The organism is Bradyrhizobium cosmicum (assembly GCF_007290395.2).
Lineage (GTDB): Bacteria > Pseudomonadota > Alphaproteobacteria > Rhizobiales > Xanthobacteraceae > Bradyrhizobium > Bradyrhizobium cosmicum.
On sequence record NZ_CP041656.2, the window covers coordinates 13,910 to 27,988 of the forward strand.

A 14,079-nucleotide genomic window follows, 5' to 3' on the forward strand; every position below is an offset into this window, starting at 1 on the left:
TTTCCGCCCGAAACCGCCCACCAACAGAACAGCGAGACCCCTGTGGCGCCCATCCAGTACATCGTCGAGGGCGGTCACCGGCTCTCGGGCTCGATCGAGCCGTCCGGCAACAAGAATTCGGCGCTGCCGATCATCGCCGCTGCCTTGCTCACCGAGCATCCGGTGACACTGGAGAACGTGCCGCGGATCCGCGACACCGAGACGCTGGTCGAGCTGATCCGCTCGGTCGGCGCGGCGGCGGAATGGACCGCGCGCAATACGCTTCAGATCCACGCCAAGAGCATTCGCGCCGCCGACCTCGATCCCGAGCTCTGCGTGCGCATCCGCGCCTCGATCCTGCTCGCCGGCCCGCTGCTCGCCCGCTGCGGCGAGGTGATGCTGCCGCCGCCCGGCGGCGACGTCATCGGCCGCCGCCGCCTCGACACGCACGTGCTCGCGCTCGAACAGCTGGGGGCCAAGGTCACGGCGACCGACCGGCTCGAATTCCGCGCTTCGAAACTCACCGGCGCCGACGTGTTCCTGGACGAGCCCAGCGTCACCGCGACCGAAAACGCGCTCGTCGCAGCCGTGGCGGCCGAAGGCACCACGTATTTGCGCAACGCCGCCTCCGAGCCGCATGTGCAGGACCTCGCCAATTTCCTGGTCGCGCTCGGCGCCAGGATCGAGGGCATCGGCACCAACACCATGATCGTGCATGGACCCGCGACGCTGGGCGGCACGACCTACAGGATCCAGCCCGATCATATCGAGGTCGGCTCGCTGATCGGCCTTGCCGCCGTGACGCGCTCTCCCTTGCGCATCGTGCGCGCCGGCGTCGAGCATCTGCGCTCGATCCGCATGGGCTTCGAGCGGCTCGGCATCGTCTGCCGCATCGAGGGCGACGATCTCATCGTGCCCTCCAACCAGACGATGAAGATCCAGGACGATTTTGGCGGCCACGTGCCGAAGCTGGAAGACCAGCCCTGGCCCGCCTTCCCGGCCGACCTGATGTCGATCGCGATCGTCACCGCCACGCAATGCGAGGGCGTGATCCTGATGTTCGAGAAGATGTTCGAATCGCGGATGTTCTTCGTCGACAAGCTGATCGCGATGGGCGCACGAATCGTGCTGTGCGATCCGCACCGTGCCATCATCGCCGGCCCCAGCCGCCTGCACGGCGCGACGATGACCTCGCCCGACATTCGCGCCGGCATGGCGATGCTGCTCGCCGCGGTCTGCGCCGAGGGCACCTCCACGATCAACAACGCCGACCAAATCGAGCGCGGCTACGAGCGCATCGAGGAGCGGCTGAATGCGCTGGGTGCCAAAATCAAGCGCGTGCCGGAAAGGAAGAGCTGAGGCTCTTCTTCGCCTCTCCTCGCTTGCGGGGAGAGGCCGGAATGTATCGCAGATGCATTCCGGGTGAGGGGGACTCTCCGCGAGTCCAACTCTCACCTCCCCCGCGGAGACTCCCCCTCACCCCGACCCTCTCCCCGCAAGCGGGGAGAGGGAGAAGAAGCACGGGCCATGTTTTCGTCGCGCGGCCGTGCTAATGAGCCCGCCATGCTCGACACCGCCCGACATCAACCGCAGCCGCAAGCCGGCGCGCCGCCGAATCATCTCGCCGAAGAATTCGTCGAGACGCTGCGGCTGGCCGTGCCGATGATGCTGACGCAGCTCGGACAGATCGCGATGATCACGACCGACCTCGCGATGATCGGCAGGCTCGGTGAGGACGCGGTCGCGGCAGCCGCGCTGGCCCATACGGTCTATTTCGTCAGCTTCACCTTCGGGCTCGGGCTGGTGACCGCGGTATCGCCGCTGGCCGCACAGGCGTTCGGCGCGGGCGACGTCAAGCGGCTTCGACACGCCTTGCGCGTCGGCCTGTGGGTCTCGCTCCTCATCTCGATGCCGATGATGGCTTCGCCGCTCTACGGCGAAAGGATCCTGCTTGCGCTCGGCCAGGCGCCGCAGTCGGCCGCACTCGCCCAGCGCTATCTGAACGGACTGGCCTGGGGCATCGCGCCGGCACTCGGCTTCATCGCGCTGCGCAGCATGATGAGCGCGGTGAACCGGCCGCAGGCGCCGCTGTGGATCACGCTCGCGGCGATCCCCGTCAATGCCGCGCTGGTCTATGCCCTGATCCATGGCCTGTTCGGCCTCCCGGAGCTCGGCCTGTTCGGCGCGGGGCTGGCGACCACGCTGGTCAATCTCGGCACCTTTCTCGCTGCGCTGGCCATCGCCGCATGGCGAAAACCGTTTGCCGATTACCAGCCGCTTGCACGCCTGTGGCGGATCGACTGGCCGCTGATGCGGCGGCTCATCGCGATCGGAGCGCCAATCTCGTTTTCCCTGCTGCTGGAATACGGCCTGTTCTCGTCGGCCGCACTGCTGATGGGATTGATCTCGACAGCGGCGCTCGCCGCGCACCAGATCGCGCTCCAGGTCACGGCCGTGCTGTTCATGGTCCCGCTCGGCATCGGCATGGCCGCGACGGTGCGGGTCGGCCACGCGTTCGGCCGCAACGACCCGGCCGCGGTGCGCCGCGCCGGCCTGGTTGCTTCCGTGCTCGGGATCGCGTGCGTCTCCGCGCTGACCGTCGCCATCATCCTCGGCCGCTACGAGCTCGGGCGGCTGTTTTTCGGCCACGGCGAGACCGGGGCGGCAACGGTCGAGCTGACAGCGACGCTGCTGCTGGTCGGCGCGACCTTCTTCATCGCCGATGCGCTCCAGACCATCATGGGCGGCGCCCTGCGCGGCATCAATGACACCAGGATGACGCTGGTGTTCGCGGCGATCGGCTATTGGTGCGTCGGCTTTCCCATCGCCTGGTGGCTTGCCTTCCACGCCCATCTCGGCGCGGTCGGCGTCTGGATCGGGCTGTCGATCGGATCGTTCGTCTATGCCGGCCTTCTGATCTTGCGCTTCCGGTTGCTGACGCGCAGATTGGCGGCATGATCGGGACAGTCCACGAAGTCACGCCTGAGGTCGATGCCGGTGCCGTGCTGGCAGGCGCGCAGTTCATCGACGCGTTTCGCGTCGAGATCGGTACGGCAGCAGTGAATGCGCGCGAGGCCTGCACGAGGATGGTGCTGCACGGACCACGCTGGATCGATGCGCTGATACGCCTGCGCAACATTCTGGTGACGCCATTCGGCTTGAAGACATCGGGCGAAGGCGCGCCGGCGCCGGGCGGACTGATCGGCCTGTTTCCGGTGCTGAGCGAGACGCCGGAAAGGCTGGTCGCGGGCTTTGACGATTCCCACCTCGATTTCCGCATCGTGGTCGATGTCGCGGGCACGGCGGCGGACCGCCGGGTGACCTCGACCACGCTGGTGCGGACGCATAATCTGCTCGGACGCAGCTATCTCACGCTCATCATGCCCTTCCACAAGCTCGTGGTCCGCAGCATGATGGGACGCATCGCGGAGCCGGCCCGATGACGCTCTCCGTCGACCTCTTCTTCTCATTCCGCAGCCCGTTCAGCTATCTGGCGCTGCCAAAGACGCTGAAGCTCGTCGAAGACTATGACCTCGCGGTGAATCTGCGGCCGGTCTATCCGCTCGCGGTCCGCGTGCCCGGTTTCTTCAAGAAGGCCAGCCCGAACTTCATTCGCTATGTGGTGCTCGACAGCACGCGCGTGGCGCAGCACGAGGGCATTCCGTTCCGCTTTCCGAGGCCCGATCCGATCGTGCAGGACAAGGTGACGCTCGATGTCGCGGCCGAGCAGCCCTACATCCACCGCCTGACCCGGCTCGGCGCCATGGCGCAGCTCGAGGGCCGCTCGCTCGATTTCACAGCCGCGATAGCGCCCGTGCTCTGGGACGGCTCGGTGGCGGGATGGAACGAGGGCGATCACCTCGCCCGCGCCGCCGGAAAGGCCGGCTTCGACCTCGCCGCGATGGATGATGCGATCAAAGCTGACGCCGATCGCTACGAGCAGGTGATCGCGGAGAACGAAAAGGACCACGCGGCATCAGGCCATTGGGGCGTGCCGACTTTCGTATTCGAGAACGAGCCGTTCTTCGGCCAGGACCGCATCGATCTCCTGGTCTGGCGTATGCAAAGCAAGGGCCTGACGAAGCGGTAGTTCACACACCCTTGCGCACCGGACCATCCGCCGCCGCCTCCGACCATTCGCCGACGACGCGGTCGAGATCGCAGAGATTCTGGTGCATCTGCTCCAGCGAGAAGCCGATCGCGAAGAAGCGCTCGGCGGTGTCGCCGGGCTGGCCGCGGATCAGTCCGTCCTGACGCACGGCGGCGACCGCCTCGGCATAATGCTGGAGCGCGACGTGGACGGGATGGATCGGCGGCGCGCCGGCGCCCTCGCGCAACGCCGCGGCGGCCGATCGCAGGAAGCGCGCGATCACGGTCGAGACCTCCGCCAGGGGAGCTGCGAGCCGCATCTGCACATCGACAGGCAGCGGTACAACGGTGGCACGGCCGATCATCACGACGTCATGGCGCAGGCGCAGGACCGTGCGCAACAGCGGGCCGGTATCGGGCCCGCCCGACAGACGCGCGGCGCGCTCGCGCTCGGCCTCGGCGCCGATCGCATTGAGCCCGACCATCGCCGTGCCGATGCCGTCCTGGATCCGGTGCAGCGCGTCGTTGTCGCGGCCGCGCGTCAGGCCGGCGAGCAGCTCGGTTAACGCATCCGCAATCAGCTCGAGCAGCTTTGCCGCAGCGGCGCGGATCTGCCGCACCGCGCGCGAAGGCAGCACCAGGAACGAGACGAGCAGCCCCGTGACGGCGCCGACCCCGACCTCGCTGACCCGGTCGATCGCCGAGGTCATGGGATCGGAGTGATGCATGGTCGGAACCAGCAGCACGATCACCGCCGTCACCGTGGCCGCGCTAAGGCTCGGATTGATCGCGGCGATGAAGGCCAGCGGGGCGACCGAGAGCACCAGCAGGCCGAGCAGGCCAGCCTCGCTCGAATAAGGAATCAGGATCGCGATGGCGCCGCCATAGATGGCGCCACCGATGGTGCCGAGCAAATAGTCGCGCGTCGCCTTCAGCGAGCGGCCGACGCTCATCTGGGTCACGATGAGCGAGGTCAGGACCGCCCAGAGCGGCAACAGCAGATGCAGCGCGGTGGCGATGGCATAGGCCGCGGTGGCGGCCACGGTGACCCGGATCGCCAGTCCCAATTGCGTCCGCCGCGACCGGATCCGGTCGAACAGCTTTCCCGCCAATGCCATGGTCAAACGTTCCGATCTTCTCGAGCCAGGCAAAAGCATGGCTGATGCCCGCGGCCCCAAGGCCGCTTGAAAGGCCAAATCAGCCCGCCTAACTTGCGCGCCAAAACGAGGAAACACGATGGCCCACGAAACCGCAACGCTCGCCGCCTACGTCTTCGATCTGAAATTTGACGATATTCCAGCGGAGGTGCTGGATCGCGCAAAGGTGTTGACGCTGGATTTCCTCGGCAGCGCCATCCGGGCCCGGTCCGAGGCGGAATCGACTCCGTCGATCCTGAAGATGCTGGAGGCGCTCGCGCTCGACACCAAGGGCGAATCCACCGTGTTCGGCGACACCAAGACCTGGACCCCGGCGGTCGCGGCGCTGCTCAACGGCGCGCTCGGCCATTCGCTCGATTTCGACGACACCCATGCCGATTCCTCGCTGCATCCGAGCGCCCCGGTGGTCCCGGCCGCCTTCGCCGTCGGCGAGATGGTCGGCGCTTCCGGCCGCGACGTGCTGACCGCGATTGTGGCGGGCTATGAAGTCTGCTGCCGGCTCGGCAACGCGCTCGATCCGACCTCGCATTATGCGCGCGGCTTCCACCCGACCGCCACCGCCGGCACCTATGGCGCGGCCGCCGCCGCAGCCAAGCTGTTCGGCCTCTCCGAGCAGCAGATCATCGCCGCCTTCGGCGTCTCCGGCAGCCAGGCCGCGGGCTCGCTGCAATTCCTGGTCAACGGCGCCTGGAACAAGCGCTACCAGGTCGGCGCCGCCGCGATGAACGGCGTGATCGCCGCGACGCTGGCGCGTAACGATTTCGTCGGCTCGGCCGAATCGGTCGAAGGCAAGCACGGCCTGCTCGCCGGCTACACCGACGATCCGCATCCGGACAAGGCGGTCGCCGGGCTCGGCACGACGTATGAGACGATGAAGATCGGCGTGAAGCCATATCCGAGCTGCCGCTACACCCACGCCGCGATCGACGCGCTGATCGCGATGCGCCGCGAGCACAATCTGACACCCGACCAGGTCAAGCGCGTCGAGATCGGCCTGCACCGCAACGGCATCACGCTGACCGGCGATGCCGCGACCAAGCGCCATCCCACCTCGATCGTCGGGGGCCAGTTCTCGATGTTCTTCACCGGCGCGCTCGCGCTCGACCAGGGCTCGTTCGGCTGGGACGATTACAACCGGCTCGGGGACGCCGCGATCGACGCGCTCGCCGACAAGTTCGACGTGGTGCAGGACGACCGCCTCGAGGTCGGCCGGACCCATCCGTTCGGCGCGCGCGTCAGCATCACCACCGATGACGGCGTGCATGAGCGGCTCTACGCCGATCCATCCGGAGAGCCCAATTCATTCCCAGACGCGCAGGCGATGCAGCAGAAGTTTCTGACGCTGGCCCGCCCGGTGCTGAACGCGCGCGCGGAGAAGTTTGCCGATGCCATCATGACGCTGGAGCGGTTCGATCGCGTGGCGAAGGCGACGGAATTGGGACGGTAGGAGACGTCTCTTCGCCTCTCCCCGCTTGCGGGGAGAGGCCGGAATGCGCGCGAAGCGCGGATTCCGGGTGAGGGGGACTCTCCGCGAATCCAACTCTCATTTCCCTTGCGGAGACTCCCCCTCACCCCAACCCTCTCCCCGCAAGCGGGGCGAGGGAGAAGAAGCGGCGCCCGTCGCCGCCACCACGTCGCGCACCAGATCGAACACGCCATCTGCTTCCGGCGGCCCGTTCGGCGAGCGGCCCATTCGCACGATGACAAGCTTCTCCGACGGGATCACGATCGTGTACTGCCCGATCGTGCCCTTGGCGAAGAAGGCATCGCGCGGCCAACCGTGCTTGATGCGGAGGGTCGCGCCAAAACTGTCGCCCTGGTTGGTCCAGAAACCGGCGCCGATGCCGACCCAGGCATTCGGCGTCGCCGTTGCCGAGTAGTTCACCCAGCCTTCGGGGAGAATGCGCTTGCCGCCGGCGACGCCGTCGTTGAGATAGAGCTGGCCGAACCGCGCCCAGTCGCGCGCCGATGCGAGCATCTCGCTGGAGCCTTCGATGGTGCCGGCGCCGTCGAGCTGCAGCGTGACATGGCGCATGCCGAGCGGGGCGAACAGTTCGCGGCGCGCGAAGCGCAGCGCATCCGCAGGATGGCCGCCCGCGGCGTTGCGGATTAGATGCGCGAGCATGATGGTGTTGCCGTCGTGGTAGTTCCAGACCGTGCCAGGCGCGGTGGAAAGCGGCATGCTCGCGGCATAGGCCGCCATGTCGCCTTCGACGAATTTCATGCGATTGACCGGCTCGAAGGCGGAGCCGAGCGAGGCCTGCAACGAGCTTCCAAGCGTAAGGCCAGCGGTGTGGCGCAGCAGCTGGTCGACGGTGATGGCGTGGCGCGGATCATTCTGGTCCTGCCAGGCCGCGACCGGCGCAGGCCCGTCGAGCCTGAGCTTGCCCTGGCGCACGAGAATGCCCGTCAGTGCCGAGATTACGGATTTCGTCATGGAGAAGCCGAGCAGCGGCGTCTCTGGTCCGATGCCGTCGGCATAGCGTTCTGCGATGATGCGGCCAGCCTTCATGACGACGATCGCGCGGGTGCGGCGATAGGGCGGCTGCGCAGGTTCGGTGAAAGCGCGGTCGAGCGCGGCCGACAGCGCCTCGCTTTGAGGCGGCACAATCGAAGGGCCGGCGATCTCGGGGAGCAACGCCGGCTGTTTGTCGTCCGGCGGCAGTGCGACGTCGGCGATATCGGCGCCATGATCGAGCGTGCAGCCGAGCCCCTCACGATAGACGGCATGGCTGCGACCGATGCCGAGCAGCGTCACCGTGACATCCTTGCGGACGCGGTCGACGTGAAAGTCCATCGCCCAGGTGAGCAGACCGGTGCCCGGCATCGCATCGGTGGTCTCGGCGAGGTTCCGCCTGGCATCGAAACCCGAGACGAAGGTTTCCGAGCAGAGGATGTCGGCGATGAAGCCGGTGGCGACCTTGGGTACGTCGCGGGCCCGCGCCGCGCCGAGCGCGAGGCCTGCACAGGCAATGGTGGTGGCGAGGAGGATGATCTTGCTGCGGCGGGTCACGGGGTTTCTCCGGCTTCGGGGCGAGTGCCGGACAGGAAGCCGGAGCGCCGCGATGCACGCTCGCCGGATTTGAAAAACGACCCTACCGAAACTGACCGGAGCTAGCCGATTCTGGAATTATTGCGTGATTTCAAATGGATAAATATCAGGCCGCTTCCGCCTTGAGCCGTCGATATTCCGTCGGCGTCACGCCCGTCACCGCCTTGAAGGCGCGGTTGAACGGCCCCAGCGACTGGAAACCGGCGTCCAAGGCGATGGTGATGACAGGGACCTCGGCCTGGGCAGGATCGGCGAGCGCGGCCTTGGCCTCCTCGATCCGGTGGTTGTTCAGGAAGACGTTGAAGTTGCGATAGCCGAGCCTCTGGTTGATCAGCCGGCGTAGCCGGTATTCGGGGATCTTAAGCCGGCCTGCCAGCACGCCAATGGTGATGTTCTCTTGCCGGTAGATCCGCTCGTCCGCCATCAGCCGCATCAGGGCGCCGATGAGCTTTTGGTCGGCGGCGTCATCGGCCGTAGACTGACTGAAAGCAATCGGCGGTGCGGGCTCCGCCGCGGCCGGAAACAGATCCGCCCCGTCAACGCGCATCATGGCAAAGACGATCGCTGCGACGGTGCAGGCGAGCACGCCGGCGTTGATGGTTTCGGCGACATCGCCGACGTGGTAGCCAGCGACGGCTATCTGGAGCACCGCGCTCAGCCCGCCATAGAGCGCGGTTGCGCAGACGATGAAGACACGAACACGGCGGCGGCGCTCGACCAGGTCGGCCGGCCACGAGGCAATCATCTGCCCGACCGCGAGCGCGATGAAACCGAGCACGATCAGATTGACCACCGTCACCGAGAACCGCACATGGCCGCTGGGTGCAATCCAGACGCAGCCTGCGAAGCTGAAGGCCATCACCAGCGCCCAGACCCATCCGTGCCACCAGCGGAGGTGAAACTCGTCGTCGAACAGAGAGCGAGTGAACAACCAGAACACCACGATGGTGCCGGTGGACAACGCGATCAGCGGTGCATGCCAGAGCGGGATCCGTGACGTGACATCCATCGAGTAGCTCACGGCATGCGCGACCGAGCCCAGCGCGAAGGCGGCGCCGAGGCGAGCTGTGAGCACCCTGGGAAAGTTCTGCAACAGCGACGCCGCCAGCATCAGCAGCAGCGCGACGCTGGCGGCGCGGAAGGCGAGTTCTGTTCCGGCAAGGGTCATCGGGTGATGCGATCAGTCGCGGTTGACATCAGCCGAACATCCTTCGTCGGGCGGCGCTTTTCAAGATGGATCACATCAGAGAAACCATCGCCCGCCCCCGTTTCCGGATTAGGTATCGCCGATATCGCGTGATGACGGCAAATAGACTGTCGCGGCGATGCGGAGGCGTCGCGACGGGGTCGTCAAATCCTGTTAAGGTCGCCGCAATAAAAGAAGGAGTCCACCATGAGCTGGCAGCCCTCCAACGATCCCGTGCTCGGCGATCCCATGTCCTGCGACGCGCTCGATCTCGTCATCGTGCCGCGCACGCGCGACCTCGGTGATGGATTCGCGGTGCGCCGCGCCCTGCCGCATGGCAAGCGGCAGATGGTCGGGCCCTTCATTTTCTTCGATCATTTCGGGCCGGTGCAGTTCGTCTCCGGCAAGGGCATGGACGTGCGGCCGCATCCGCATATCGGGCTTGCCACCGTCACCTATCTGTTCGACGGCGCGATCATGCATCGCGACAGCGAGGGCAACATCCAGGAAATCCAGCCCGGCGCGATGAACCTGATGACAGCCGGGCGCGGCATCGCCCATTCCGAGCGCACGCCGGACGTGCAGCGCGCCTCGGGGCAGAAGATGCTGGGCCTGCAAAGCTGGATCGCGCTGCCGGCCGGATCGGAAGAGATCGCGCCGTCGTTTCAGCATTATGGGGCCGCTGACCTGCCCGTTATCTCCGAGCGCGACTTCACCGCGAAGGTGATCGCGGGCTCGGCCTTCGGCATTACCTCGCCGGTGTCCATGGTCTCGCCCTGGTTTTATACCGAGGTCACGGCGGCCGCGGGCGCGACCGTGCCGCTCGATCCTGACCACGAGGAGCGCGCGATCTACGTTGTCGACGGCGAGGTCGAGATTGCGAACGAGCGCTACGAGGGGCCGCGGCTGCTGATCTTCCGGCCTGGCGATCGCATCACCGTGAAGGCCGTGAGGCTGACGCGGATGATGTTTCTCGGCGGCGATGCGCTGGAAGGCCCGCGCCACATCTGGTGGAATTTCGTCTCCTCAAGCAAGGAGAGGATCGAGCAGGCCAAGCAGGACTGGAAAACCGGCCGCTTCGCCGCGGTTCCGCAGGAACATGAGTTCATTCCGCTGCCGGAATAGGCTAATCCCGGTTCCGGCCGCGCTGTCCGGTGCGGCCGGATTTTTGCCCGAAGGCCCTGCCTTGCGAAAGCTTTGCCGATGACCACCATGCTCTCCAGCGACCTGCCCCTGCCCAAGATCGGCCGTGGCAAGGTGCGCGACATCTACGCCGTCGACGACGACCGCTTGCTGCTCGTCACCACCGACCGCATCAGCGCCTTCGACGTCGTGATGGGCGAGACCATTCCGATGAAGGGCGCGGTGCTGACCCAGATCAGCGCGTTCTGGTTCAACGAGCTCGAAGGCGTGGTGCCGCACCACATGATCAGCGCCGACACCGACGAGATCATCGCGGCCGTGCCGGCCTTGAAGCCGCACCGCGCCGAAATCCTGGGACGTGCCATGCTCTGCCGCCGCACCACCGTGTTCCCCATCGAATGCGTGATCCGCGGCTATCTCTCGGGCTCGGCGTGGAAAGAATACGCCGCCAGCGGCACGCTCGCCGGCGAGAAGCTGAAGGCAGGTCTGGTCGAAAGCGAGAAGCTCGATCCTTCGATCTTCAGCCCGGCGACCAAGGCCGAGACCGGTCATGACGAAAACATCACCATTGCAAAGATGCGTGAGGTCGTCGGCGACGAGACCGCCTACACGCTCGAGAGCATGACGCGCGCGATCTACACCCTCGGCGAGGAGCTCGCCCGCGAGCAGGGCATCATCATCGCCGACACCAAGTTCGAGTTCGGCCGCGACAAGGACGGCCGCATCATCCTGATCGACGAGGTGATGACGCCGGATTCGTCGCGCTTCTGGGCCGTCGACGCCTACAAGCCCGGCCAGCCGCAGGCGAGCTTCGACAAGCAGCCGCTACGCGATTATCTCGACGTCGAGCGCCGCGCCGGCCGCTGGAACGGCGACGCCCCGCCGCCTCCGCTGCCCGCGAGCGTGGTTGAGGCCACCAGCAAGCGGTATCTGGAAGCGTACCGGCGCGTGACCGGGACTGAGCTGACGATTTAGGCCCGGCAGCCGTCGCACACTCCGTCATTGCGAGCGCAGCGAAGCAATCCAGGGTCCCTCCGCGGATGCATTTCTGGATTGCTTCGCTGCGCTCGCAATGACGGGGAGAAACCGGGTGCTTCCGTTTTTCTCTCAACCATATGGTTGAGCATTCACACGTCGTGAATGCGGGTCTTCGCCGCAGAACTGTCGGATATCTCATAATTCCGAGAATCCTGTTGCGCTAAGCCTGTAGTCGTCTACGTCTCGGAGAGAAATTTTCAGGAGCGAGCGCAACGGCGTGACCGATCCAGCAATTGTTCTCAGTTCGGCTCCGCGATTCAATCCGGCCCTCAAGCGTGCGCTGAATGACATATTGGGCGGAAGCGCCGCCAGTGTCCTGACGGTCACCTTCGGACTGTCCTATTCGCTTTTGATCTTCGCCGGACCGCTTTCGCCCTATCTGTCCTACGGGATCACGGCGACCTTCGTCAGCTCCGCGGTCCTTGCGATCGTCATCGGGCTTGGCAGCTCCCTTCCCTTTGCCATTGCCGCCCCCGACAGCTCGACCGCCGCGGTGACCGGAATTCTGGCGGCCTCGGTGGTCGAGCGCATCGAGACGGCGAACCTGCAGGCGTCGCTGCTCTCGCCGATCCTGATCACGCTCGGCCTGTCGACGGTGCTGACAGGATTGGTGCTGTGCGGGCTGGGCTTGACGCGGCTCGGCCGCGCCATCCGCTACGTGCCCTATCCCGTTGTCGGCGGCTTCCTCGGCGCCACCGGACTTCTCATCGCCCTCGGCGCGATCCGGGTGATCACCAATCACCCGTTGCAGTTCGCGACGCTGCCTCGCTTCGCCGACCATACCATCTTGCTGGAGCTCGGGGCTGCCTGCGCGATGGCGCTGGTGCTGTATCTCACCTGGCATCGCTCGCGCAGCCCGTTCGGATTGCCGATCATTCTGGTCGGCGGCGTGCTCACGGCACATCTGGCATTCTGGATCACCGGTGTTTCGTTCGACGACGCACGCGCCCTGGGATGGACCTTTCAGCCTCCGCCGCAAGCGACCTTCATGCTGCCCTGGCACACCGGAGATCTCGCCCGCTATCCCTGGTTTGCCATACCGGACCTGATCGGCAACGTCGTCGCCGTCATCTTCGTCACGGCCGCCAGCACGCTGTTCAACACCACCGGCATCGAGGTGGCCACGCATCGCGAAGCCAATCTGGAGCGCGAGCTGAACGTCACCGGCGCCGCCAATATCCTGACCGGCCTGCTGGGCGGCTACCCCGGCTGCAGCTCGATCAGCCGGTCGCTCCTCAACTACAGCAGCGGCGGACGGGGACGCCTGTCTGGCCTCACGGTCGCGGCGCTGTCGCTGCTGATGCTCGCGGTCGCGCCCGAGCTGCTCGGCTTCATCCCGAAATTCGTTCTTGGCGGCCTGCTCCTCTATCTCGGCGCCGACCAACTCCACAAATGGATCATCGAATCGCGCAAGCGGCTCTCGAAGCTCGAATATCTCTCGCTGATCGCGATCATCGCCATCATCGTGATCTGGGGCTTCGTGCCGGGCATCCTGATCGGCGTCGTCATCGGCTGCGCGACGTTTGCGTTCAGCGCCGCGCGCGTGGAGTCGATCAAGTACAGTTTCGACGGCTCGGAATACCGTTCCTCGCTCGACCGCTCGCGCGACGACCAGGACGTGCTGCTCGCGCATGGCGGCAAGATCCGGGGCCTCAATCTGCAGAGCTATCTGTTCTTCGGGTCCGCCAACCGGCTTTACCAGCACGTCAAGCGGCTGCTGCAGGAACACCCGGAGTGCCGCTATCTGCTGTTCGACTTCAAGCTCGTCACCGGCGTCGACTCGTCGGCGGCCTACAGCTTTGCGCAGATCAAGCGCAGCGCGCATGACCTCGGCGTCGAGCTGATCCTGGTGCATCTGTCGGCCATTGCCGAGAAGGTGCTGCGTTCCAGCGACTTCGTCGGCGAGGGCGTCACCATTGTTCCCGAGCTCGATCATGCGCTGGAGTGGTGCGAGAACGAGTTGATCGCGCAGCATCAGGAGCTGGCTCGGGAGGAGGCGAGCCTGCGCGACTGGTTCACGGGGATTCTGGGCAGCGAGGCGGACGCCGACGAACTGATCCGCCGCTGCCAGCGCCTCGAGGTCGAAGCCGGCGATGTCATCGTGCAGGCCGGCGACCCCGCCGATTCCATGCATTTCATCCTCGAGGGACGCGTCGGCATCATGGTGCCCGCCGACGACGATCGCACCACGCGTGTCCGCAGCCTCGGTCGCTACACCACGATCGGCGAGATGGGCCTGGTCTCGAACACGCCGCGTAGCGCGACGATCCAGGCCGAGGTCGACAGCGTGCTCTACGTGCTCAACACGCACCAGTTCGATGCGATCAAGGCCGAAGACCCCGCGCTCAGCCACAAGCTGCTGACCTATTTCGTGTCGGTCATGGCCGAGCGGCTGAAGTTCGCGAACCGGACGATCGCGGTGTTGCGGCGGTGAT

At 66.0% G+C, this 14,079-nt stretch carries 11 protein-coding genes; 8 read left to right on the top strand and 3 right to left on the bottom strand.

Features of this window, described 5'->3' with window-relative positions; translation table 11 throughout:
* Positions 1 to 42 precede the first annotated feature (42 nt).
* From murA to FNV92_RS00065, 4 genes are all read left to right on the top strand, one after another.
* On the top strand, positions 43 to 1,338 hold the full coding sequence (gene murA / locus FNV92_RS00050) for a UDP-N-acetylglucosamine 1-carboxyvinyltransferase (protein ID WP_014438654.1): 1,296 nt from the start codon (positions 43 to 45) through the stop codon (positions 1,336 to 1,338).
* Positions 1,339 to 1,542: 204 nt separating this feature from the next.
* The gene (locus tag FNV92_RS00055) at positions 1,543 to 2,937 is read left to right on the top strand and encodes an MATE family efflux transporter (RefSeq protein WP_143842712.1); all 1,395 of its coding nucleotides are present in this window, start codon (positions 1,543 to 1,545) and stop codon (positions 2,935 to 2,937) included.
* On the top strand, positions 2,934 to 3,422 hold the full coding sequence (locus FNV92_RS00060; protein WP_143842711.1) for a DUF2867 domain-containing protein: 489 nt from the start codon (positions 2,934 to 2,936) through the stop codon (positions 3,420 to 3,422). Before FNV92_RS00055 ends, FNV92_RS00060 begins: the two co-directional genes overlap by 4 nt.
* Positions 3,419 to 4,069, top strand: a complete 651-nt coding sequence (locus tag FNV92_RS00065) for a 2-hydroxychromene-2-carboxylate isomerase (protein ID WP_143842710.1) — start codon at positions 3,419 to 3,421, stop codon at positions 4,067 to 4,069. The genes FNV92_RS00060 and FNV92_RS00065 overlap by 4 nt, the downstream gene beginning before the upstream one ends.
* A gap of 1 nt (position 4,070) precedes the next feature.
* On the opposite strand, the gene FNV92_RS00070 is transcribed toward FNV92_RS00065, so the two are convergent.
* Positions 4,071 to 5,186: an FUSC family protein gene (locus tag FNV92_RS00070; RefSeq protein WP_143842709.1), complete on the bottom strand. Its 1,116-nt coding sequence runs from the start codon at positions 5,184 to 5,186 to the stop codon at positions 4,071 to 4,073.
* Between the two features lie 118 nt (positions 5,187 to 5,304).
* Between FNV92_RS00070 and FNV92_RS00075 the strand changes: the two genes are divergently transcribed.
* Positions 5,305 to 6,672, top strand: a complete 1,368-nt coding sequence (locus tag FNV92_RS00075) for an MmgE/PrpD family protein (protein ID WP_143842708.1) — start codon at positions 5,305 to 5,307, stop codon at positions 6,670 to 6,672.
* A gap of 96 nt (positions 6,673 to 6,768) precedes the next feature.
* Here FNV92_RS00075 and FNV92_RS00080 read toward each other — a convergent pair whose 3' ends face one another.
* Entirely contained in the window at positions 6,769 to 8,238 is a 1,470-nt protein-coding gene (locus FNV92_RS00080) for a serine hydrolase domain-containing protein (protein WP_143842707.1), read from the bottom strand.
* A gap of 145 nt (positions 8,239 to 8,383) precedes the next feature.
* Entirely contained in the window at positions 8,384 to 9,445 is a 1,062-nt protein-coding gene (locus FNV92_RS00085; RefSeq protein ID WP_143842706.1) for an AraC family transcriptional regulator, read from the bottom strand.
* Between the two features lie 225 nt (positions 9,446 to 9,670).
* On the opposite strand from FNV92_RS00085, the gene FNV92_RS00090 reads away from it, so the two are divergent.
* The 3 genes from FNV92_RS00090 to FNV92_RS00100 all read left to right on the top strand — a co-directional run bounded on the left by FNV92_RS00090 (position 9,671) and on the right by FNV92_RS00100 (position 14,078).
* On the top strand, positions 9,671 to 10,588 hold the full coding sequence (locus FNV92_RS00090; RefSeq protein ID WP_143842705.1) for a pirin family protein: 918 nt from the start codon (positions 9,671 to 9,673) through the stop codon (positions 10,586 to 10,588).
* Positions 10,589 to 10,666: 78 nt separating this feature from the next.
* On the top strand, positions 10,667 to 11,581 hold the full coding sequence (locus FNV92_RS00095; RefSeq protein WP_143842704.1) for a phosphoribosylaminoimidazolesuccinocarboxamide synthase: 915 nt from the start codon (positions 10,667 to 10,669) through the stop codon (positions 11,579 to 11,581).
* 280 nt (positions 11,582 to 11,861) lie between these two features.
* Positions 11,862 to 14,078 carry an SLC26A/SulP transporter family protein gene (locus FNV92_RS00100; RefSeq protein ID WP_143842703.1) on the top strand — a complete coding sequence of 739 codons (2,217 nt, stop codon included), beginning with the start codon at positions 11,862 to 11,864 and terminating at the stop codon, positions 14,076 to 14,078.
* Position 14,079: the final 1 nt, after the last annotated feature.